Raw genomic sequence first — 21,680 nt, 5'->3', positions numbered from 1 at the left:
AAAATCGATACCCGCAAGTCCAACACCCAAACAATAAAAATGACAAGCGAGGACTTATGACAACCCAAACCGAACTCAAACCCACCCTCGGCACCCTGCACCTCTGGGGCATCGCCGTGGGCCTGGTGATCTCCGGCGAATACTTCGGCTGGAGCTATGGCTGGGGGACCGCCGGCACCATGGGCTTCCTCGTCACCACCCTGCTGGTGGCGACCATGTACACCTGCTTCATCTTCAGCTTCACCGAACTGACCACCGCGATTCCCCATGCCGGCGGGCCTTTTGCCTATAGCCGCCGGGCCTTTGGCGAACGCGGTGGCCTGATCGCGGGGATCGCCACCCTGATCGAGTTCGTCTTCGCCCCGCCGGCCATCGCCATGGCCATCGGCGCCTACCTCAACGTCCAGTACCCGGACCTCGACCCACGTCTCGCCGCCGTCGGCGCCTATGTGGTGTTCATGGGCCTGAATATCCTCGGCGTCAGCATCGCCGCCACCTTCGAACTGGTGGTGACGGTGCTCGCGGTGGCCGAGTTGCTGGTGTTCATGGGCGTGGTCGCGCCGGGCTTCAGCTTCAGCAATTTCGTGCTCAACGGCTGGTCCGGCTCGAGCACTTTCAGCATCGACTCGATCCCCGGCATCTTCGCCGCGATCCCCTTCGCGATCTGGTTCTTCCTCGCCATCGAAGGCGCGGCCATGGCCGCCGAAGAGGCCAAGGACCCCAAGCGCACCATTCCCAAGGCCTATGTCGGCGGCATTCTGACCCTGGTGTTCCTGGCCCTCGGCGTGATGGTGATGGCCGGCGGCGTCGGCGACTGGCGCCAGCTGTCGAACATCAACGACCCGTTGCCCCAGGCAATGAAAGCCGTGGTCGGCAATAACTCCAGCTGGATGCACATGCTGGTGTGGATCGGCCTGTTCGGCCTGGTGGCCAGCTTCCACGGGATCATCCTCGGTTACTCACGGCAGTTCTTCGCCCTGGCCCGGGCCGGTTACCTGCCACGCTCGCTGGCCAAGCTGTCGCGCTTCCAGACCCCGCACCGGGCCATCCTGGCCGGCGGTGTGATCGGCATCGCGGCGATCTACAGCGACGGGCTGGTCAACCTGCAAGGCATGAGTCTGACGGCCGCGATGATCACCATGTCGGTATTCGGTGCCATTGTGATGTACATCATCAGTATGCTGAGCCTGTTCAAGCTGCGTAAAACCGAGCCGAACCTGGAGCGCAGCTTCCGCGCGCCGGGCTACCCGATCATCCCGGGTATCGCGCTGGTCCTGGCGGTGGTGTGCCTGATCGCGATGGCCTGGTTCAACACCCTGATCGGCCTGATTTTCCTCGGTTTCATGGCGGTGGGCTTCATCTACTTCCAGCTGACCGCCAGCCAGCGCTCGGACGCACCGGCGGACGCTATGCTCACAGGTAACTGATTGCACCAGCACGGGGCGCCCTGCGCCCCGGCGCTGTACATATGAACACCGCTGAACTGTAGGAGCCGGCTTGCTGGCGATGAGGCCAGCAAGACATGCATCGCCTGGTCGGCTGCCATCGCCAGCAAGCCGGCTCCTACAAGGAAGGGTTATCGTTAAAGTTCAGGAGGACACCGCCCCATGGCCACATTCGCCCATTCCGTCGGCGCCCAGACCTACCGCTTCGACAGCCTCAAGGATGTCATGGCCAAGGCCAGCCCCGCCCGCTCCGGTGATTTCCTGGCCGGGGTCGCCGCCCTCAATGACGGCGAACGGGTCGCGGCCCAGATGGCCCTGGCCAATATTCCCCTCAAGCATTTCCTCGAGGAAATGCTGATCCCCTACGAATCCGATGAAGTCACCCGGCTGATCGTCGACACCCACGATAAACAGGCCTTCGCCGTCGTCAGCCACCTGACCGTCGGCGGCCTGCGCGACTGGCTGCTCAGCGACGCCGCCGACGAACAGAGCCTGCGCGCCCTGGCCCCGGGCCTGACCCCGGAAATGGCCGCCGCCGTGTCGAAGATCATGCGTGTGCAGGACCTGATACTCGTCGCCCAGAAGATCCGCGTGGTGACGAAATTCCGCGGCACCCTGGGCCTGCGCGGTCGCTTGTCGACCCGCCTGCAACCCAACCACCCCACTGACGACCCGGCCGGCATTGCTGCCAGCGTCCTCGACGGCCTGCTCTACGGCAACGGCGACGCGATGATCGGCATCAACCCGGCCACCGACAGCCTGAGCTCGATCTGCGACCTGCTGAACATGCTCGACGCGGTCATCAAGCGCTACGAAATCCCCACCCAGGCCTGCGTGCTGACCCACGTCACCACCTCCATCGAGGCGATCAACCGTGGCGTGCCCCTGGACCTGGTGTTCCAGTCGATTGCCGGCACCGAAGCGGCCAACGCCAGTTTCGGCATCAGCCTGAGCGTCCTGCAGGAAGGCTACGACGCCGGCCTGAGCCTGAATCGCGGCACCCTCGGGCAAAACCTGATGTATTTCGAAACCGGCCAGGGCAGCGCGCTGTCGGCCAACGCCCACTTCGGCGTCGACCAGCAGACCTGCGAAACCCGCGCCTATGCCGTGGCCCGACACTTCAAACCCTTCCTGGTCAACACCGTGGTCGGTTTTATCGGCCCGGAATACCTCTACAACGGCAAGCAGATCATCCGCGCCGGCCTCGAAGACCACTTCTGCGGCAAGCTGCTGGGCGTGCCCATGGGCTGCGACATCTGCTATACCAACCACGCCGAAGCCGACCAGGACGACATGGACACCCTGCTGACCCTGCTGGGGGTGGCCGGGATCAATTTCATCATGGGTATTCCCGGCTCCGACGACATCATGCTCAACTACCAGACCACCTCGTTCCACGACGCCTTGTATGCCCGCCAGACCCTGGGCCTCAAGCCCGCGCCGGAGTTCGAACAGTGGCTGGCGAAGATGGGCATCTTTACCCAGGCCGACGGCAAGGTGCACTTTGGCAACAGCCTGCCCCCGGCGTTTCGCCAGGCACTGGCGCAGCTTGGATGAACGACATGGCCAACGAGATCGACAACGACAACCCCTGGCTGCAACTGCGTCGCCTGACCCCGGCGCGTATTGCCCTGGGACGTACCGGCACCAGCCTGCCCACCCGCGCACAACTGGATTTCCAGTTCGCCCACGCCCAGGCCCGCGACGCCGTGCACCTGCCGTTCGACCACGCCGGCTTGAGCGCCCAACTCGCCGAGCGTGGGCGGGAAACACTGCTGCTGCACAGTGCTGCCGACGACCGCCACAGCTACCTGCAACGCCCGGATCTGGGTCGCAAGCTCAACAGCGCGTCGGCCCAACAGCTACGCGAGCATGCCCTGGCCCATCCCGGCGGTATCGACCTGGCCATTGTCGTGGCCGACGGTCTCTCGGCGCTGGCGGTGCATCGGCATACCCTGCCCTTCCTCAACCGCCTGGAGGAGCAGATCCAGGCCGAAGGCTGGTCGACGTCGCCAGTGATCCTGGTGGAACAGGGACGAGTCGCGGTGGCTGACGAAATCGGCGAATTGCTCGGTGCGAAAATGACCGTGATCCTGATCGGCGAACGCCCCGGTCTGAGTTCGCCGGACAGCCTGGGTTTGTATTTCACCTATAATCCAAAAGTCGGCCTGACCGACGCCTACCGCAACTGCATCTCCAACGTGCGTCTGGAGGGCATGAGTTACGGCATGGCCGCGCACAAACTGCTGTACCTGATGAAAGAAGCCTGCCGCCGACAATTATCGGGGGTCAATCTCAAGGACGAGGCTCAAGTGCAAACGCTGGAGAGTGATTCGGATGTCCATTCAAACGGCAACTTCCTACTGGGCCCGCCCCAAGACTGACCGTCATCCGGATTGCGCTTTTCCCGCGCTTTGGGCAGCATCGACGCTGCGGCTGCCCGAGTGAACCGTTTGCCGTCATATCTACGAAGTTGAGGCCTGATCTATGCGGATTACTCAAGCGACCCTGGAACACCTGGACCTGCTGACGCCCCTGTTCGTCAAATACCGTGAATTCTACGGTGCACTGCCCTTCCCTGATTCGTCCCGTAGCTTCCTGGAAAAACGCCTGCGCCGCAAAGAGTCGGTGATTTACCTGGCGTTGGCCGACGATGACGACAAAAAGGTGCTCGGTTTCTGCCAGCTGTACCCAAGCTTTTCTTCGCTCTCACTCAAGCGCGTGTGGATCCTCAACGATATCTACGTCGCCGAGGACGCCCGTCGCCAGCTGGTGGCCGACAACCTGATGCGCACGGCGAAGAAAATGGCCCGTGACACCCACGCCGTTCGTCTGCGCGTGTCCACCAGCAGCAACAACCTGGTGGCGCAGAAAACCTACGAATCCATTGGTTTTCGCGAAGACAGCGAATTCAAGAACTACGTGTTGCCGATCGACGAAAAGTGATCATCACACGCGCTCTGTAGGAGCTGGCTTGCCAGCGATAGCGGTAGTGAATACCACATCGCCATCACTGGCAGTCGAGCGTCGACCGACGCTCTCACGGACCCGTGCATAATCTTCGCCCGACATCCCCCGCTACAAACTCAGCAGGCAGAAATCTCCCCAACTCTTATAATCCCGCTTTCCCACGGAATGTACGAAAAAACTACATTCCTTGTAGTTAACTACGCCTATCTATTTTCCTTGCACGGGTCCGCCGAGTCGGACCATCCACACAGGTGCCACCCATGGATTTCAACCCGATCGACATAGTCCTGCATCTCGATGTCTACCTCGACATGCTGGTGAACAACTACGGGCTCTGGATCTACGCCATCCTGTTCCTGGTGATCTTCTGCGAAACCGGCCTGGTGGTGATGCCGTTCCTGCCGGGCGATTCGCTGCTGTTCATCGCCGGCGCGGTGGCCGCGGGCGGTGGCATGGACCCGGTACTGCTGGCCGGCCTGCTGATGCTGGCGGCGATTCTCGGCGACAGCACCAACTACATCATCGGCCGAACGGCGGGCGAGAAGCTCTTCAGCAACCCGAACTCGAAGATCTTCCGCCGCGACTATCTGCAGAAGACCCACGACTTCTATGATCGCCATGGCGGCAAGACCGTGACCCTGGCGCGCTTCCTGCCGATCCTGCGGACCTTCGCACCGTTCGTCGCCGGCGTTGGCAAAATGCCTTACCCGCGTTTCTTCATGTTCAGCATCCTCGGCACCATTTTCTGGGTCGGCGGCCTGGTCACCCTGGGTTATTTCTTCGGCAACGTACCGTTCATCAAGAAAAACCTGTCGCTGCTGGTCGTTGGCATCATCCTGCTGTCGCTGCTGCCGATGATCATCGGCGTGGTCCGCAGCCGCTTCGGCAACGCCGCGTCCAAAGCCGGCACCCACTGATCCCGTGTGGTCGCTGAGTGCCTGGCGTCGCCGGCGAACCCTGGCCCGCCACCCCGTTGCCGATGAAACCTGGCAACGGGTCCGCGAACACCTGAGCTTCCTCGACGGCCTGAGCGATGCCGAGGATCGCTGGCTGCGAGAACACAGCGTGCTGTTCCTCGACGACAAGCACCTGAGCGCCTTGCCGGGCGTCGAGCTGAACCAGGAACGCCGCCTGCTGCTGGCGGCCCAGGCACAACTGCCCCTGTTGCACCTGGGGGACTTGAACTGGTACCAGGGCTTCCATGAAATCGTCCTCTACCCGGACGACTTCCTCAGCCCCCAGCGCCATCGTGACGCCAGCGGCGTGGAGCACGAATGGGATGCCGAGCACAGCGGCGAAGCCTGGCAACAGGGCCCGATCATCCTGGCGTGGCCCGGCGTACAGGCCAGCGGCGGCTGGGAAGGCTACAACCTGGTGATCCACGAACTGGCGCACAAGCTCGATATGCTCAGCGGCAGCGCCAACGGCCTGCCACCGTTGCACGGCGACATGCGCGTAGGCGAATGGGCCAAGGTCATGCAACACGCCTACGACGACCTCAATCGCCAACTGGACCGCAACCCCGACGCCGATACCGCGATTGATCCTTATGCCGCGGAAAACCCGGCGGAATTCTTCGCGGTGACCAGCGAATATTTCTTCAGTGCCCCGGATATCCTGGCCACGGCCTACCCGCAGGTGTACGAGCAATTGCGCGCGTTCTACCGCCAGGACCCGCTGGCGCGGCTGCAGCATCTGCAAGCCCACGACCCACGCTACCAGCCCGAAGCACAAGGCCCGAGCGCCACTCCCCGCCTCTAGGAGCCGGCTTGCCGGCGATAGCGGTCGTCGGCACAGCACAGGACTTCAGGACCTCACACTACCCAGCAGCCCCCGACCAAGGTGGTATTCCACACGTCCCGCCGCCCGTGGCATCGGCCCCGGAATATGCCTATAATCCCCGCCACTTTTTGGTCAAACCGGCCAAGTTTTCTGATCAACCAACGGGGGCATCGCCCAATGAGCTACAGCAAGATTCCGGCTGGCAAAGACCTGCCGAACGACATCTACGTCGCGATCGAGATTCCGGCCAACCACGCGCCGATCAAATACGAAATCGACAAAGACAGCGATTGCCTGTTCGTTGACCGTTTCATGGCTACCCCGATGTTCTACCCGGCCAACTACGGTTTCATCCCCAATACCCTGGCTGACGACGGCGACCCCCTCGACGTGCTGGTCGTGACCCCGTACCCGGTCACCCCAGGCTCGGTCATCCGTGCCCGTCCGGTCGGCATCCTGCACATGACCGACGACGGCGGCGGCGACGCCAAGGTCCTCGCGGTCCCACACGACAAACTGTCCCAGCTGTACGTCGACGTGAAGGAATACACCGACCTGCCACCACTGCTGCTGGAGCAGATCAAGCACTTCTTCGAGAACTACAAGGATCTCGAAAAAGGCAAGTGGGTGAAGATCGAAGGCTGGGGCGATGCCGAAGCCGCCCGCGCCGAAATCATGAAGTCGGTCGCCGCTTACAAGGGCTGATCCGCCGCGCCCTGGCGCGAACTGAAAAACCCCGGCTTGCCGGGGTTTTTTTGTGCCTGTTTACCAATAAACAAACAAGAGTTTTAATGAATAAACACAACGACTCAGGTTCAGCTATTTGAGTGTAGGAATTCTGAACAAACCCAATCAGCTCGTGTGCTGACCAGGGCGATTTTTGAACACCTCGTTTATTTAAACAGGTGTAGCACGCCAGTAAACTCCGTGTTCATGAATACATCAGGCGATCGCTTAAGGGCCCTCCTGCGGGAGTGCCACCTATCTGCTTCGGACTTCGCTGCCAACCGGCAAGTGACGCCGCAGCACGTCAACAACTGGTTCAAGCGCGGCATTCCCATGGCGCGACTGGACGAGATAGCCGAGCTGTTGTGCGTCAATAGCCGCTGGCTGCGCAACGGCGACGGACCCAAGCACCCCGGCAGCTCGAGCAATGAGGCGCAGGATGAAGAAGCGCAGCCTCTCCATGGCAAGGAGCCCTACTCGGCCCGTGACGAGCTGGCAGCAACCGAGCGCAACGATGTGCAAGTGCCGCTGTACAAGGAGACGCCAACGGCCCCCGGATCAAGCCTGACCCAGGTTGCGATCATCCCTGGGCGCAAGGTACGCCTGCCCTATCGCATCCTGCAGGCCATGGGTGTCGAGCCGGACCAGGCCATCTGCGCGCCCATGACCGGCAACAGCATGGCGGAAAAGATCCAGGACGGCTCCACCATTGCCATCGACCGCAGCCTGACCCAGGTGGTGGACGGCGAAATCTACGCGCTGGAGCACGACGGCATGCTGCGGGTGAAGTATGTCTATCGCCTGCCGGCGGGGGCCTTGCGGCTGCGCAGCCATAACAGCGCCGAGTACCCGGACGAAGTGTTCACGGCGGAACAGATCGACGAGCAGAACATCCGGGTACTGGGTTGGGTGTTCTGGTGGTCGACATTGAACAAGCGACGGCCGCCGGTGCCCTCAAAATAGGGGACAAGACATCTCTTGTCTGAAAACGACAGCTCTGGCGTGTGGTTTTCGCTGGGAATCTGTCGTAAATGCCGGTATCCTGCGCGGCACATTTGGGCAGCGTCCTGCTTCCAGCAGGCCACATTGCCCACGACACGGCGCGAGACAACTGCGTGGTGTCCCACAACCAGATTTGCTCTGGATGTACATTTTGAAGGCGAGCGAGGCTTACCAAAAATAAGCCAAACCCGTCCCCGAGAAGCCGGCCACAAGCCGGCTTTTTAATTGTCCGAAATAATCCTGTGCCCTCCGAGAATCCTGCCGACAGCCTAGCTATTCCGGGGCTTCAGGCATTCCCCTGTCCGATGGTGTTCAACGCCATACGCACTCTCCTGCACGCCATGGGATACGAACACATCACTCGACACGGCTTTCGTTCTTCACTCCGAGACTGAGCACCTAGCGCCCCCATAAAGACGGGCGGGGGAATAGAGCGGCGCAACCGCTTCGGAATCGAGAACACAAAAGGCCCCTGGAGTCTCTCGACTTCAGGGGCCTTTTGCGTATCACCGGATGACTGCACACGGGAACATCAAGCCCCCGTGGTCGGCCTCCCGGCCTACCCGACCTTTAGAAGGCCCAGCGTGCTTGGGCAGAAGCAGTCTGGTTGACGAAGTGGCTGCGCTCCTCCACGTCATAACGCACGGCCAGTTGCAGTTGGCCGTTGACCGCGTAGCTCAACTCGGTGCCACCGCGAGCCAGCCAGCGCTGCGGACTGCTGGAGTAAGTGGTGAAGACCGTTCCCGGCGCACCGGCAAAGCTGCTGGTCAGCGAGTCACGACTCGCCAGCAAGTCATAACCGACGCCCAGCTTGCCACTCAAGGTCAGCTGTTGCGTGAGGTCATGGGCCAGCTTGCCATCCACACCGAGAATGAACTGATTGGTGCTGCGACTCTTGACCTGCAGGTCCAGCTCATCGGCACCTTTTTCGTTGTAGGCCTCATCCTTGATCCAGGTGTAGTCCGCCCGTACCGAGGGGGTGAAGCGCGTGGCGGGCGTCAGGCTGAAGGTCCGTTCCAGGGCAACACCAGCATGGGCGGTCCAGGAGTCGTAGTTGGATTTGGCTTGCAGCCCGGCGAAGTCGAGGTTGCGCTTGCCATCGTTGTGGTTCTGGCCGCCATCGAGCTGGAAACTCAGGTCAGTGGTGTCGTCCAGGTGATACGCACCGTAGCCCACCAATTGATAGACGTCGGTGGTCAGCTGTTGACTGGCGGTGTCACCACTGTTGTGGGTGTCCGCCTTGGCGTAGATGAAGGCTGTACCCAGCATCCAGCGATCATTGAGGTTGGCATCGAGGCCAAAGGCCATACCGCCCACACTGGAGTTGACCCCGGCAACGCCATCGTGGCTTGCTTGGTTGGCCCAGGAGCCGAACGGCTTGATCCAGAGGTGCTGCTCAGTCACGCTCTCGCCGGAAGACAGGCCGCTGTCGCCGGAAGACTGGCCGCTGTCGCCGGAAGACTGGCCGCCAAGGACCGATTCGCTGCGCGCCTGCACCACGCCGTTGATGCTGCTCAATGCCGCTCGCGCCGCAGTGGTGGATCCTCCGGTCATCAGCGGCAAGACTTCGCTGGCGGCCTTGGACACTTCGCCCTGGTTACTGAGCGCGACAAAGTGACTGGCCAACTTGCCATTTGGATCGCTGGCAATGATCTGGTCCAAGGCTGCCGCGGCACCCAGGGCCGGAGAATTGCCGAGGGCCTGGACGCTGCCCAGAACGGTGTTGGCGCTGCCAGAGGTGGCGACCACATTCAGGTCGACACTGCTGCTGTTGTAGGTCGGCGTGAAGTCGAACAGCAGGCTGTTATCGGTGACATGGCTGAACTGGCCAGTGACCGTGCCGGTCGCACTGATCACGTGGGTCAACTGATTACCGGCGGCCAGGGTATTGCCACTTTTGACGTCGACGTTCAAGGTGCCGGCCAGGGCGACGTTGCCATTGACGCTGAGCTTGCTGTACTGCGATGAACTAAGGGCGCTGACCTGCAACGTGCCACTGCTGCTCTGGCTGAAGGTGTTCCCCACCGACAGCGTGGAAAAAGGCGTGGCCGCACTACCAATCACCAGCGCACCGGCGTTGCTCACCCCTCCGGCGATCGAAGCGTCACTCGTGTTGAGCGTGGCACCGCTGGCGACAGCCACCGAACCCAGCAGGCTCGCGCCACTGGCCATGACCAGGGTGCCGTTGTTGACGGCCCAATTCTGGCCATAGGTGTCAGTGCCTGTCAGGGTCCAGGTGCTGTTGCCGATTTTCTCGAAGCTGCCGAAGCCCTGATACTGCTGCAGCGGGCTCCCTTGAGGGCCGGTCGAAGCGAGGTCGAACGTGGTGGAACCAGTGTTGCTGTCGCCGCCAAGGGCCAGTACATCGCTGCCACCGCTGGAGCTGACTACATTGCCATTGATCACCGAACCGGCAGCGAGCGTCAGCTGGTTACCACCACCACTGAGCTCGATCGCATTGGCCCGGGCGCCACTGCCGTCATTGGCAAAACCACCAGAAATGGTTCCGGCGTTGAAGACCGTCGAGTTGCCCGTCACCACCACACCCGCGCCACCTACTCCCGCGAAGCCGGCAACACCGTTGGCGCCCGCGACCCCGGCCGTGCCGACGAGATTAAAGCCCGTACCTCTCGCACCGCCTGCGCCACCCACGCCCGCAGCACCGGCGATACCACCGTTACCGCCTTGAATCGTGCCGGTGTTGATCACCTGAATGTTGAAACCGCTGATGCCGGCACCACCTAGCCCGCCATTACCACCGTTCCCACCGCGACCACCATTGCCACCGCTACCACCATATTTACCGGAAGAGCTGCCGGCCCCACCCTGACCGCCTGTGGCACCGGTGGCACCGGTGGCACCATTGCCGCCGATGATGCTGGCGTTATTGGTAACGGTAAAGAAACTGCCTGAAATGCCGGCCCCACCGGCCGAGCCGGCGCCTCCGTTCGCTCCGGCCCCGCCGGTGCCACCGGAGCCCCCGGTGTTACCGGATGCTAAACTGGTGGACCCGCCAACCCCCCCATTGCCACCGTTGCCGGGGACACTGGCAACACCTTGACCACCGGTGAGGGTCGCATTGTTGGTCAGCGTAAAAAAGCTCCCGTTGACGGCTGCCGAAGCATTGTTCGGGGTGGAGTATTGGCCGGTGGAGCCCGTGCCGCCGACGCCGCCGGTACCCGAGCTGACGTTCGAGCCGGCTGCGCCCACGGCTCCCGGAAACGATGGGCCGCCGCTCCCCGCAGCGCCGGTGAACTGCCCCGCGATCGCGGTGGTGATGATCCCACCACTCGTCCCGCTCAACCCCAGAGAACCGTTGTTCCCCACCAGATTGGCACCGGTGACGGTCAGGGGAGCAGTCACTGTCAGCGTCGTTAGCCCACTGTTGATCGTGGCATCCGAACCGAGGTTGATCGTGTTGACGGAAGGGTCCACCCGCAACGTCCCACCGATGGACAATTGCTCGCGCAAGGAACCCGTACCGGAATCGGCATTGGAAGTGATGTTGATGGGCGCACCTGCCCAGGCCGACGAGGCAATGCCCAGCGACAGCAGTGCCAGCGGCCAGACCGCTGCTTTACCGCGCCCCCCCGCCAGGCGCGTGCCCGAGCCGCCGCAGCTCTTCGATTTGGCGGCTTCGGAAACGACTTGCAGCGCTCCCAGGCCGCTGTTCCAGACCAATCGATAAATCCCCTTGTTCATCTCGTGCGCTCCAATGGTTTGATTTTTTTATGGGGGCTCTTCAAAGAATCCTGACCCCTTGAGTGTTGTGTTGAGGGTGTTGCCAGAAAGCGTCGTTGATAAACCGCGCGAACACATCGGGCGGCAGCAGCGTCGGCCGGGGGACGGCCTGTACGCTCGGCCGCACATCGTGCAGCCCTGGCGTACCGGCCCGCCGGTCGAACTCCTGCGCTTCGAACTGGACGTTATGCAGGTCGTGACTGAAAGCCGGCTCGCCAATGAAGTCGTAAATGCCGTCGAGCACCGCTTGCGGGTCGCTGACCAGGCTCTCGTAACGCACCAGCAGCAAGCTGGCGGCGTGCTCGCCATAAAAAGCCTGCTTGAGGGCGTTGTAGGGATAACCGAGCATGCCCTCGGCATTCGCCAGAGCATCGGCGCGGCTATAGACCGTGCCACCGGCGTGGAAATTGAAAATCGCCGAGGGCGAAAGGCGGTTGTTCTGGACCAGGCGCTCGATACTGTCGATGATCCAGGGCACGTCGCGCACGCAGGCAATCACCTTGCTGGCGGGGAACAGGCTTTTGAGCAAGGCCATGCGCGAACACCAGGCACGGTTGCTGTCGAAGATCACCGGCGCGGAAAATTCGTCACCGTAGAACTGCTCGAACAACCCACGCAGAATGCGCTCACGCTGCTGATCGGAGATGAACAGTGAATACTCGTTCTTGCCGCTCATGCCATTGAGCAGGTCATCGACCAGGCCTGCCACAGGGCTGCTCATGTGCGCATGAAAACGCGGATTCTGGCGCAACAGGGCCGACAGCAAGGTCGAGCCGGAACGGGGCAGGCCGGAAATGAAATGCAGAGTGCGCTCAGCCATGGACTGGGTTCCTGGTGACGTAGGTGATAACGCTCTGGCTCATGACAGGAACAGCCGATGCCAGACACTTTGACCGCTCTCATCGATACCCAGGTGCTGGAACCCGGCGCGCTGGATCACACGGATACCAGCGGCGGTCTCCAGCTTCGGATTCTCGACAATGATCATCATCCCCACGGGCGCCTGAGCGTCGCCGGCATAGGCCAGCGCCAGTTGCTCGTAGGTATGGGTAAACAACCTGGGAGCCAGGCCAACTTCACGGTGGTCCTCACGAATGAAGGTGCGATAGAACCAATAGAGCGCCCCGGCGCCGGGAGAGGCGCAATACACCGAGCTGACCCCAACGATCCGCCCCTCGGGGTCCAGGACCACACACGCCACCTCGAAGGTTCTGCGCCAGGCCTCGGCGGGATCGGGTATCGCGCCGGTTTCGCCCCAGAACGCGATGAGTTCGCTGCGCATCTGGGCAGTGACCTGCCCCCATACCCAGACGATCCGGTGATTTTTGAATAAGCTGATGGCCGACATGGCAGCTTCTCGTGTTGAAGGTCAGAGTGAAGGTTGGCTGCCATTGCACGGGTAAGGCGTGCGCAGGCGAGTGTCGTTGAGGAACAACTCGCACCACAGGCGCCATAGCTTGATCAGTCGTTGCTGACCACCCTCCTGGCGCAGATCCCGAGTGGCCCGGGCCAGAACGCTGGCAAAGGACTGGGCGTAGAGCCGGCAGCTGCGGCAATCGATGTTCGGCGTGCAGCATTTGCCGGCGCTCTGGCTCAGGTCGGTGTTGTAGTGGCGCAGCGAGGGGGTCAGCAGTACGCCACAATCGCGGGTCACGGCGCCCGCACCCTGGGCATCGGGATACAGGCCCGCCGGGTCGTGAATCAGCGCATTGAAATCATCGTCATACAGAATCCGCTGCCCCGGTTGTTGCAGCAGCAGCCCGATACTGTCCCGGGCACGCAGGAGATCGTCGGCGCTCAGGACCAGGTTGTCGGCGGCGGTGCTGGTGATGTGGTATTGATCGGCGCCGGCTCCGCTGTCGATAAAGTCCAGGTACTTGCTGGTCGGGCTGTAGTGATTGAAGGTCAGGGCCAGACCGTTGTCCGCGCAGAGCTGGGCAATATACGGAATATCGTCGAGGTTGCGTGCGGTCAGGGTGAAGACGAAGACCGCCCTGGGGTCATTGCGATAGTTTCTGATCTGCTTGTTCATGGTGTCGGCACCGCGCAGTTCGCGGCTGCGCTCGGGGTTGCCCCAGAGCGACACATGCACGCGATAGTCGATCTCGGCACTCAAGCGCTTGATGCCGTTGGTGAACACCACGCCGTAAGGAATGTGCCGGCTGGCAATGAGCAACTTGTTCTCCGCCAGCGACGGCTCCGCCCCGCCGAAGTAGCCGTAGCGCACGCCTCGTGCGCCTTCGTCGGCGAAGAACCGCTCGATGCTCTGCAGGTCCTTCACATCCTTGTGCCCAAGATAGTCATCGCCTGAAAAGAAAAGACACCCTTCGCAGGTCAGGTTGCAGATCGAGGTGATGTCGTACTGGCTCGGACGAAGAGGCAACACTTCCTGGCGCAAGAGCCTCCAGAATTCGCTATCACTCAGCGATCGGGCACCTGATTGCTGCCCACGAGCAACGTCAAGGACGGCCATGCGGATGGCTCCAGAAATGATTCAAAGAGGTTGGGGGACGACTCTGGGGGCCAGAGTCCACGACAATCCGCCGGGAGGAAGCGGCAAAGTCAAAGTAATGGCGAAACAATGCCTAATTGACATCAGCCTGCCAACCCTTACATGTGTGTTTCATAATATTTCCGCTGGAAGGCTGCGTGTTCACTGAAAATAGGCACATAACGCCATTAATACGCCGTTTTTTTCGCATTCTTATTAGCCAAAAAACTGACAGCCGTTCCATTGCCGCCAGCGCGGACGTCAAGGCCAGGCTTAATACGGTCAGGCGACCGGCTGTCGATGGCTGCCGATGCCTGGATTTGCGTAGGGTCGTGCGATGCGTGCAGTGCATTTTTTTCTTCCCCGGCTCATTGCTGCTAAATGAGCATTAAATTCGCCGAGCATATGTGATCCGCGGTCACAGGCTTGACCGTGCGTCCAAGTTTCCAAACTATATTTTTACAACACAATCACAGAGGGAATGGCTGGCGGGGACGGAGAGTGTGCCGGTCCTGCTGCACACACTCCACGCCCGGTCATGCAGCGCCAAAAGCACTTGTCCTGCTAGCTGCCTGGCGCGAAGACCGCCACGCAGCCATTACAGCCACCGTCCTTGGCGCTGAGCGGCAGGAAGACGTGGTTATTCTTCTCGCTGACGGCGACCGAATGCGGATTGCCGCCGGGCAGCTTTATGCGTTGGATGAGCGTATTGGATTTTGCGTCGATAACACCGAGCTCCGGGCCGTCCGGCATGCCGCGCGAAGCGGTGTAATACTGCTTGAGCTTCGGATTGTAGGTGACCATGTCGGCGGAACCGAGGCCTGGAATGACCTTGACCACCGAACCGTCGGTCTTCATCACGACGAATACCGGCGGCAGACCGCTGTCCTTGCCGCCGGCGTCGCAACCTAACAGCAGGTTTGCACCTGGTCCTTGCACCAGGCCGTTGGGATGGCAGTCATTGACTGGCAGCAATTTCTCGAGCTTGCCGCTGGCCGGGTTGATGACCGCGACGGCACCCTTGGCCTTATCCTTCTTCAACTCGGGAATCGAAACATAGAACCTTTTTGTCACCACATCGTAGACGGGCTGCTCGATCCCGTCCGTGGCGTCCTCAAGGGAAATCCTGGCCATGATTTTGTGGTCGGGTTTGGTCGAAATCAGCGTCAGGAACGGCGGCTCGTCGGCATTGTTGGCGACAAGCACAACGTGGGCCTTCGGATCGTAGGCCATCTCGTCAACTCGGAATTTTCCGCCGGTGGAAAGGCTATCCGAGACTTTTTTCGTCTTGAGGTCGATGACCTTCACAGTGCTGTCGCCGTCGCTGGCCCACACCTCGCCGCCAACCACGACGACGCCGTTCGGGCCGGACACACTACTGGTCTTTAATTGTCCTGCGAATCCGCCGGGCAACCGGTCGACCATCTTGCCGCTGGCGCCATCGAACACGTCGATAGCCTTGTTGCTTCTATCGGCCAGATAATAACGGTTGGTCGCCTGATCGACATAGCTGATGTCGAAGCCGTTGAGAGGCTCGCCTGGAACCTCCAATGTGCCGATCTGTTTCAGTTCAGCCGCGCTGACCGAAGCAGCGAGACTCAGCACCAATACTGCCGTCGCGGAACCTAACAACTTTCGCTGCACCATGTGTTTTCTCCTGAAGATCTTCGGGTATTTTTTTATTCGTGTTCATAAACCGCCCCGACCAACCGGGGCGCCTAACCCTTTCACATTCGTTCAGAGATACACGGCCTTGGCCGTCACTGCTGCGACCATGGCACTTTGACCTCAGAAAAGGAGGGCCCACGAGACGATCTCGACCGCAGAATCAATCTCGGCTAGATGCATCCACAATGTCAACATTAGAGAGACTTGCGTACCGATGATGCGATTTTTAGGAAGCATTCCCACTTACACTATTCACGACACAGACTTTCTATATCTGACTCACTACCAGAATAATCTCGCATTTCGAAAGCGTACTACTTTATAAATAGCATTGGCTGACTCAATACTCGCCGCACCGATATACCTCAATTAGTTTTATCATTTCCGCCCGTAATTGCTCACTCTCAAATTCGTACTCCAACCTAAGTGCTGGTAGGATTATGAGTCAGTTCGGTCATTACGAGTCGTCTCCCATGGATGCATCATCACTTGCCAGTTCGCGCTCGATCTGTTCGATGCTGGGCAGGCTGGTTTGCAGCTCTGCCGGTAGCGACTCCACCAATTGATATTCCGCCACACCAATGGGACGGGCGTTATCACGCAGCGCGTATTCGGCAACGACCTTGTTCTTGCTCTTGCACAACAGCAGGCCAATGGTGGGACCGTCCTGCGGGTGCTTGACCTGGGCATCCATCGCCGTCAGGTAAAAGCTCAACTGGCCCAGGTGCTCAGGCTTGAACTTGCCAGCCTTGAGTTCGATGACCACGTAGCAGCGCAGCTTCAGGTGGTAGAACAGCAGGTCGATGAAGAACTCGTCACCGCCCACATCCAGCAGCACTTGCTGGCCAACAAACGCAAAGCCTGCGCCCAATTCCAGAAGGAACTCGGTGACATGCTTGATCAGAGCGTTTTCGATCTCGCGTTCCTGCGCATCGACGGTCAGGCCGAGAAAGTCGAAGCGGTAAGGATCCTTCAGCGACTCACGTGCCAGGTCTGAGTGCGGTTGGGGCAGGAGACTCTCGAAGTTACTGACGGCCTTGCCACTGCGTTCCAGCAGACCACTCTCGATCTGCATGACCAGAATGTTGCGCGACCAGTTGTGTTCTATGGCCTTGGCGGCATACCAGCGGCGAGTTTCGGGGCCCGGCAGCTTGTCCAGCAACGCCAGTTGGTGATACCAGGGCAATTGTGCAAGCACCCCTTGCACAAATTCGGCGTCCGGCCACGCCTCGGCAAACGCGCGCATGTACTTGAGGTTGCGTGGTGAAAACCCCTTCATATCGGGAAAGGCGGCGCGCAAGTCCTGCGACAGGCGCTCAACGACCTTGGTGCCCCAGCCCTGTTGTGCCTGCCGGGTCAAAATATCATGACCGATCTGCCAGTAGAGCAGAACCAGCTCACGGTTCACCGCCAGCGTGGCGCGTTGCTGGGCGTTATGGATACGGCCTTTGAGGTCGGCCAGCCAGTCGCTGTAACCTTCAGGTGGCGTGCTCAGGCTAACAGGAGTATCGCTCATGCCTTTTTCTCTCGTGCTTTTTCGGCTCGGCCTTCACTGCGTTTACAACGCATATTGATATAAGGTCAAACAGCCCTTAGCGGTAACCAATACCTGGATTAGTCCAGCTACAGCGTTACGTCCTTCAGTAGTCGCCGCGCCGATAAGCTTCAATTAGCTTTACTACTTCAGTTCGCAGCCGCTCACCATCAAACTCATACTCCAATCTATCAGAATCTGGACTATACATATCAGCCGCACAAAACACGCTAGATAGACATCCGCTTAAAGCAGGAGCGTCTTGCAGAATCACATCGGTGTCTCTCTCGACTCGCCAACGTTCAATATAAACATCGCAAAACTCATTTGCGGATAGCTTTCCAGCAACAAAAGACTCTGCAAAAGCCAAAAGCTCAAGACTCATCGCAACACTCCATTTTCAATGTAGTTTATCAACTGAGGCGTCTGCGCCTTCAAATTGAACCCCGTCACAAATTCTCCAGCCTCACTCACCACCACAATATTATTTGTGGTCGGATTAAAGTACACCTTCGAACCTTTAACAAAACCGTAAGTACCTTTACGAACAGTTTCTGGAGCACTCATATGTTTCATGATACCTAACTCATACGCCCGAAGCGTCTGAGCATTTTTCTTCGTTGTCACAACACCGAAATCAACTGCATGTTTGAATTTTCGATCAAGCTGCCTCTGAGAAACAACTATCGATGCAACAGGTAGTTTTTTATCAACCCTTCCTGGTTGTACCTGCCTCGGTCGTTCAAGCTCAACAATCCGAGCCCCAGCCCCCATCCCTTCGGCCCTTCCCGCCTTTTTTATTCTAGCGTTCTTGAGGCCCTGGCCGAGCCGTTTCAGCCCATTGCCCAAACGTTGGGTCAATGCCAGGTTTCGCACCGACACTGCGCCTTTCGCCGCCAAACCAGCACCACCGGTATACATGACCAACAGCGCGATCAGCACTATCTCGAAGACCACGGCACCACCGAACTCGGCGATTTCTTCGCGGTTCTGGGCTTTTACATAGTCAACGGCAAATCGCGCCAGCAGGTCCCGGCTCGGCCCGTCCTCCATCACGAAGCACGCCGTTTCGTAGCTTTCGGCCAGTTGTTCACGGGTGATCTTGCTTGGGTCGAAGCCCAGCGCCTCAATCAGTTCACGATGCTGCGCCTGGGAAAAGTTGTCGCGAAAGGAAGCGATCCAACTGCCACCATTGGAAGCGTCGGCGTTCCAGGCGGACACCACGACATTGGAAAAGGTAACGAAGGGATTGATCAGGTCGCCATATTCCTTGGCGCTCTTGACCAATCCCCAAGCGCCATAAAGCGCGCCCTTGCCAATCGCCAAATGGGTATGGAATGCATTGGTGACAACACCACGCTCATCCTGGATAGCCTGCAACGCCGCCGCTTCGGCACGCTCTGCTTCGAGAATCGCCTCCAGCGCGGCCTGCACCTCGGCGCGGCTGCGGACCACCAGATCTTCGGTGTCGACCGAAGCCAGCATCTGCGCCTGATAAGCTCCATCGGGAATACTGCCGACAAACCGACTGTACTCATCCAACCGAGTCCGAATGGGCTCGCCGCTGGCCGGGGTCAGCACGCAAGGCAAATCACACCCCAAGCCTTCGCCGTTATCCCAGATGAACTTCAAACCGACATGGCAGGTGCTGGTCGGAATCTGGCGCTCAATGGTCCGCTTTACCTGGCTGTAGAAGTCGCCGTTATAAGGCTCTGGAGGCGGCACGCGACGCTCGGGATTGCGCGACGGCAAAGGAATACACGGGCCCGGCGTGGGTGAGTAATTGCCCCTGGAATCGTAATGGCCCACGGTTAACGAGATCCCTGTTTCAACAGTCGTTCGCTCCTTCGAGAAGGACCGACAAAAACAGAAAATCAGCTGCTCGGCCCAGTTACCGAAGCTTACGGTCGAGGCCGAAAGGAAGTGACCGCATTGGATGCCAGACAACTCAACGCCATCTGTAGGACCCTGGCCAACAGCCCCCTTTCAACAAGCAGGCAACCCCACGGAGATCCCGCTACAATCCCGCCGAGTGATTGCCAAGATGCTCGCTCACGTGCCAAGTCCTGCTTTCCAACTCGCGGTGTGCCCTGGCACCCACCGCCGCCGTCCCGGGCGCCCCCCGGTAGCCGGCTGAACAGGGTTGCCCGAACATGACGCTGCTGCACATCCCCACCCTGCTGCTGGTCTCGGTCTTCATCTTCTGCCTGATGGGGCTCTTGAGCCTGCACGCCTGGCTGCGGGAAACCCGCGAACGCTGCCTCGCCTACCTGGGCAGCATGATGTTGCTGGCATCCCTCGGCATCCTGCTGGTGAGCTTGCGTGGCTTGGGCGTCGACTTTGTACCGCTGGTGGTGGGCAACGTGGTGCTGTTGCTGAGCGCAGCGATGAACTGGACGGCCATGCGCGTGTTTGCCGGGCGCGCGCCCTCGGTCCCAGGCATGCTCGCTGGCGCGCTGACTTGGCTCGCGCTGTGCCTGGTGCCAACCTTCCTGGAGTCACTGCCATTGCGGGTGGCCGCCTATTCGGTGCTGACGGTCGGCTACGGCGTGCTGACCTTGCTGGAGTTCTGGCGCAGTCGCCACAGCCTCGAAGCCTCCTACCTGCCCGCGCTGACACTGACAGCACTGAATACTCTGTTCTACTGCGTGCGGGCCTTTACTGACGCCGGCATGGGCCTGGACCAGGCCCTCGCGGGTAGCGGCGAAGGCGTGCCGTTTTTCTCCTTCATGCTGTTCGAGTCCATGCTCTACGTGGTCGGGATCGGCTACGTCACCCTGGCCATGGTCAAGGAGCGCGCCGAGCGCCAGCTCAAGGCGGCGGCCTATAGCGATCCCCTGACCGGCGTCGGCAACCGGCGGTCGTTCATGTTCAAGAGTGAAAAGCTGCTGGCCGACTGCGGGCGTCAGGGCACGGCGGCGGCGCTGCTGCTCTGCGACCTGGACCACTTCAAGCGTCTGAACGACACCTTCGGCCATGCCGTGGGCGACCAGGCACTGATCGCCTTCGGCCGGGTAACGACACAGATCCTGCGCCCGGCGGATGTATTCGGGCGCATTGGCGGCGAAGAGTTTGCCTGTGTGCTGGGCGATAGCGACAAAGCCCGCGCGATGGAAGTGGCGGAGCGGATCAGGGCCGGCTTTGCCGGGCTGACGCTGCTGGAACCCGGCTTTCTCAGCGTGAGTATCGGGCTGGTCACCACGGGGGAATCCGGGTACGAACTCTCGCGATTGCTGTCGGTGGCGGATGAGGCACTTTACGCAGCCAAGGGTAAGGGCCGCAATCGAGTAGAGATCGCAGAAAGCTAGCCCTGCGGCAACACCACCAACCGCTGCCCCCGCACCGTCGCCGTCATCTGCCCGGCGTCGGCACAGGCCAGCAGGCAATCGGCAATCGCCGGTTCCAACTCGACCCGCACCCTGCGCACCAGGGCGCGGGCGCCGAAGCGCGGATCGTGATCGCGTCCCAGCCAGGCACGGGCCAACTCATCCACCGATAACTGACGTTGCGGCCCCAGGCGCTGATTGAGCTTGCTCAGTTCGATATCCAACAATGTGTCGAGCCAGCGACCCTCGATGCGTTCGAACACCAGGATACGATCGATCCGATTGAGAAACTCCGGTTCGAAACGGTTGTGCAACGACCGCTCCAGCAGCCGCGATTCAGCCTCGACGAACCAACCCAGCAAACATCTCCAGACCCCACTCAAACGCTGCCGTCGAGCGTTGGCCTGCCGTGCGCCGATATTGCTGGTCATGAAGATCAGGCTGTTACGAAAATCCAGGGTACGGCTACCGCCCGCCAGGGTCAGCCTGCCGCTTTCCAGAATCCCCAACAGGCTACGCAACACCTCGTCGCTGGCCTTTTCCAGCTCATCGAACAGGACGATGCCCGGACGACTGTAAGTGCCCTCGATAAATTCGCTGTCGAACAGACTGACACCCTCCTTGCTACCGACATAACCCGGCGGCGCACCGGTCAGCGCCGCCGCGTAATGTTCCTGGGCCAAGGTCTGCATATCGATGCGGCACATCGCATCGCTACGACCATGAATGGCCAGGGCCAGCAGGCGCACGATCTCGGTCTTGCCAACGCCAGTCGGGCCCATGAACAGGTTGACCCCAAGCGGTCGCTCGCGATCACCGATGTCCGCCTTGAGCACCTTGAGCTGTGCCTCGACCGCCGCCAGTGCCGCGTCCTGGCCGACGATGCGCTTACGCAGCAGCGCCATCACCTGCTGCGGCTCGAAGGTGAACCGCGAAGTCAGCCGGTGCACCTGGGGCTGTCCCGGGGCCGGGACCTGCTGGATCGATGACATGCT

18 protein-coding genes are annotated in these 21,680 nt (G+C 60.4%); 9 read left to right on the top strand and 9 right to left on the bottom strand.

Annotated elements, in window-relative coordinates; all coding sequences use genetic code 11:
- Positions 1 to 56: 56 nt before the first annotated feature.
- The 8 genes from eat (at position 57) to M5B42_RS20665 (ending at position 7,886) form a co-directional block, all read left to right on the top strand.
- Complete coding sequence (gene eat, locus M5B42_RS20700) at positions 57 to 1,427, top strand: ethanolamine permease (protein ID WP_248746862.1); 1,371 nt, start codon at positions 57 to 59, stop codon at positions 1,425 to 1,427.
- A 180-nt stretch (positions 1,428 to 1,607) separates the two neighbouring features.
- Positions 1,608 to 3,002, top strand: a complete 1,395-nt coding sequence (locus M5B42_RS20695; protein ID WP_152741723.1) for an ethanolamine ammonia-lyase subunit EutB — start codon at positions 1,608 to 1,610, stop codon at positions 3,000 to 3,002.
- Positions 2,999 to 3,829, top strand: a complete 831-nt coding sequence (gene eutC, locus M5B42_RS20690) for an ethanolamine ammonia-lyase subunit EutC (protein WP_152741722.1) — start codon at positions 2,999 to 3,001, stop codon at positions 3,827 to 3,829. Before M5B42_RS20695 ends, eutC begins: the two co-directional genes overlap by 4 nt.
- Positions 3,830 to 3,932: 103 nt before the next feature.
- Entirely contained in the window at positions 3,933 to 4,391 is a 459-nt protein-coding gene (locus M5B42_RS20685; protein ID WP_152741721.1) for a GNAT family N-acetyltransferase, read from the top strand.
- A 284-nt stretch (positions 4,392 to 4,675) separates the two neighbouring features.
- The gene (locus M5B42_RS20680; protein WP_152741720.1) at positions 4,676 to 5,332 is read left to right on the top strand and encodes a DedA family protein; all 657 of its coding nucleotides are present in this window, start codon (positions 4,676 to 4,678) and stop codon (positions 5,330 to 5,332) included.
- A 4-nt stretch (positions 5,333 to 5,336) separates the two neighbouring features.
- Complete coding sequence (locus tag M5B42_RS20675; RefSeq protein ID WP_178129989.1) at positions 5,337 to 6,176, top strand: zinc-dependent peptidase; 840 nt, start codon at positions 5,337 to 5,339, stop codon at positions 6,174 to 6,176.
- Between the two features lie 198 nt (positions 6,177 to 6,374).
- On the top strand, positions 6,375 to 6,902 hold the full coding sequence (ppa, locus tag M5B42_RS20670) for an inorganic diphosphatase (RefSeq protein WP_100941554.1): 528 nt from the start codon (positions 6,375 to 6,377) through the stop codon (positions 6,900 to 6,902).
- A 228-nt stretch (positions 6,903 to 7,130) separates the two neighbouring features.
- Positions 7,131 to 7,886, top strand: a complete 756-nt coding sequence (locus tag M5B42_RS20665) for an XRE family transcriptional regulator (protein WP_177099259.1) — start codon at positions 7,131 to 7,133, stop codon at positions 7,884 to 7,886.
- A gap of 609 nt (positions 7,887 to 8,495) precedes the next feature.
- On the opposite strand, the gene M5B42_RS20660 is transcribed toward M5B42_RS20665, so the two are convergent.
- From M5B42_RS20660 to M5B42_RS32195, 8 genes are all read right to left on the bottom strand, one after another.
- Complete coding sequence (locus M5B42_RS20660; RefSeq protein ID WP_248746861.1) at positions 8,496 to 11,627, bottom strand: autotransporter domain-containing protein; 3,132 nt, start codon at positions 11,625 to 11,627, stop codon at positions 8,496 to 8,498.
- 40 nt (positions 11,628 to 11,667) lie between these two features.
- A complete protein-coding gene (locus tag M5B42_RS20655; RefSeq protein WP_248746860.1) occupies positions 11,668 to 12,486 on the bottom strand; it encodes a sulfotransferase in 819 nt (272 codons plus the stop codon).
- Between the two features lie 39 nt (positions 12,487 to 12,525).
- Positions 12,526 to 13,014, bottom strand: coding sequence for a hypothetical protein (locus M5B42_RS20650; RefSeq protein ID WP_248746859.1), 489 nt, complete (start codon positions 13,012 to 13,014; stop codon positions 12,526 to 12,528).
- 21 nt (positions 13,015 to 13,035) lie between these two features.
- Complete coding sequence (locus M5B42_RS20645) at positions 13,036 to 14,139, bottom strand: hypothetical protein (RefSeq protein ID WP_248746858.1); 1,104 nt, start codon at positions 14,137 to 14,139, stop codon at positions 13,036 to 13,038.
- Between the two features lie 582 nt (positions 14,140 to 14,721).
- Positions 14,722 to 15,804 (bottom strand): hypothetical protein, encoded by a 1,083-nt coding sequence (locus tag M5B42_RS20640; protein ID WP_248746857.1) that lies wholly within the window; start codon positions 15,802 to 15,804, stop codon positions 14,722 to 14,724.
- Positions 15,805 to 16,282: 478 nt separating this feature from the next.
- Entirely contained in the window at positions 16,283 to 17,341 is a 1,059-nt protein-coding gene (locus tag M5B42_RS20635) for a PDDEXK nuclease domain-containing protein (protein WP_248746856.1), read from the bottom strand.
- Between the two features lie 124 nt (positions 17,342 to 17,465).
- The gene (locus M5B42_RS20630; RefSeq protein WP_152742104.1) at positions 17,466 to 17,744 is read right to left on the bottom strand and encodes a colicin immunity domain-containing protein; all 279 of its coding nucleotides are present in this window, start codon (positions 17,742 to 17,744) and stop codon (positions 17,466 to 17,468) included.
- Positions 17,741 to 19,168, bottom strand: coding sequence for a colicin D domain-containing protein (locus M5B42_RS32195; RefSeq protein WP_248746855.1), 1,428 nt, complete (start codon positions 19,166 to 19,168; stop codon positions 17,741 to 17,743). The genes M5B42_RS20630 and M5B42_RS32195 overlap by 4 nt, the downstream gene beginning before the upstream one ends.
- 344 nt (positions 19,169 to 19,512) lie before the next feature.
- Between M5B42_RS32195 and M5B42_RS20620 the strand changes: the two genes are divergently transcribed.
- Positions 19,513 to 20,667: a GGDEF domain-containing protein gene (locus M5B42_RS20620; protein WP_177104644.1), complete on the top strand. Its 1,155-nt coding sequence runs from the start codon at positions 19,513 to 19,515 to the stop codon at positions 20,665 to 20,667.
- Here the strand turns inward: M5B42_RS20620 and M5B42_RS20615 are convergent.
- On the bottom strand, positions 20,664 to 21,677 hold the full coding sequence (locus M5B42_RS20615) for an AAA family ATPase (RefSeq protein ID WP_248746854.1): 1,014 nt from the start codon (positions 21,675 to 21,677) through the stop codon (positions 20,664 to 20,666). The genes M5B42_RS20620 and M5B42_RS20615 overlap by 4 nt on opposite strands.
- Between the last annotated feature and the right edge of the window lie 3 nt (positions 21,678 to 21,680).

The organism is Pseudomonas sp. MWU12-2037, assembly GCF_023242345.1.
GTDB classification, from domain to species: Bacteria; Pseudomonadota; Gammaproteobacteria; order Pseudomonadales; family Pseudomonadaceae; genus Aquipseudomonas; species Aquipseudomonas gingeri_D.
Note: the sequence above shows the minus strand (reverse complement) of the source record. Positions and strands in the feature narration are given on the sequence as shown.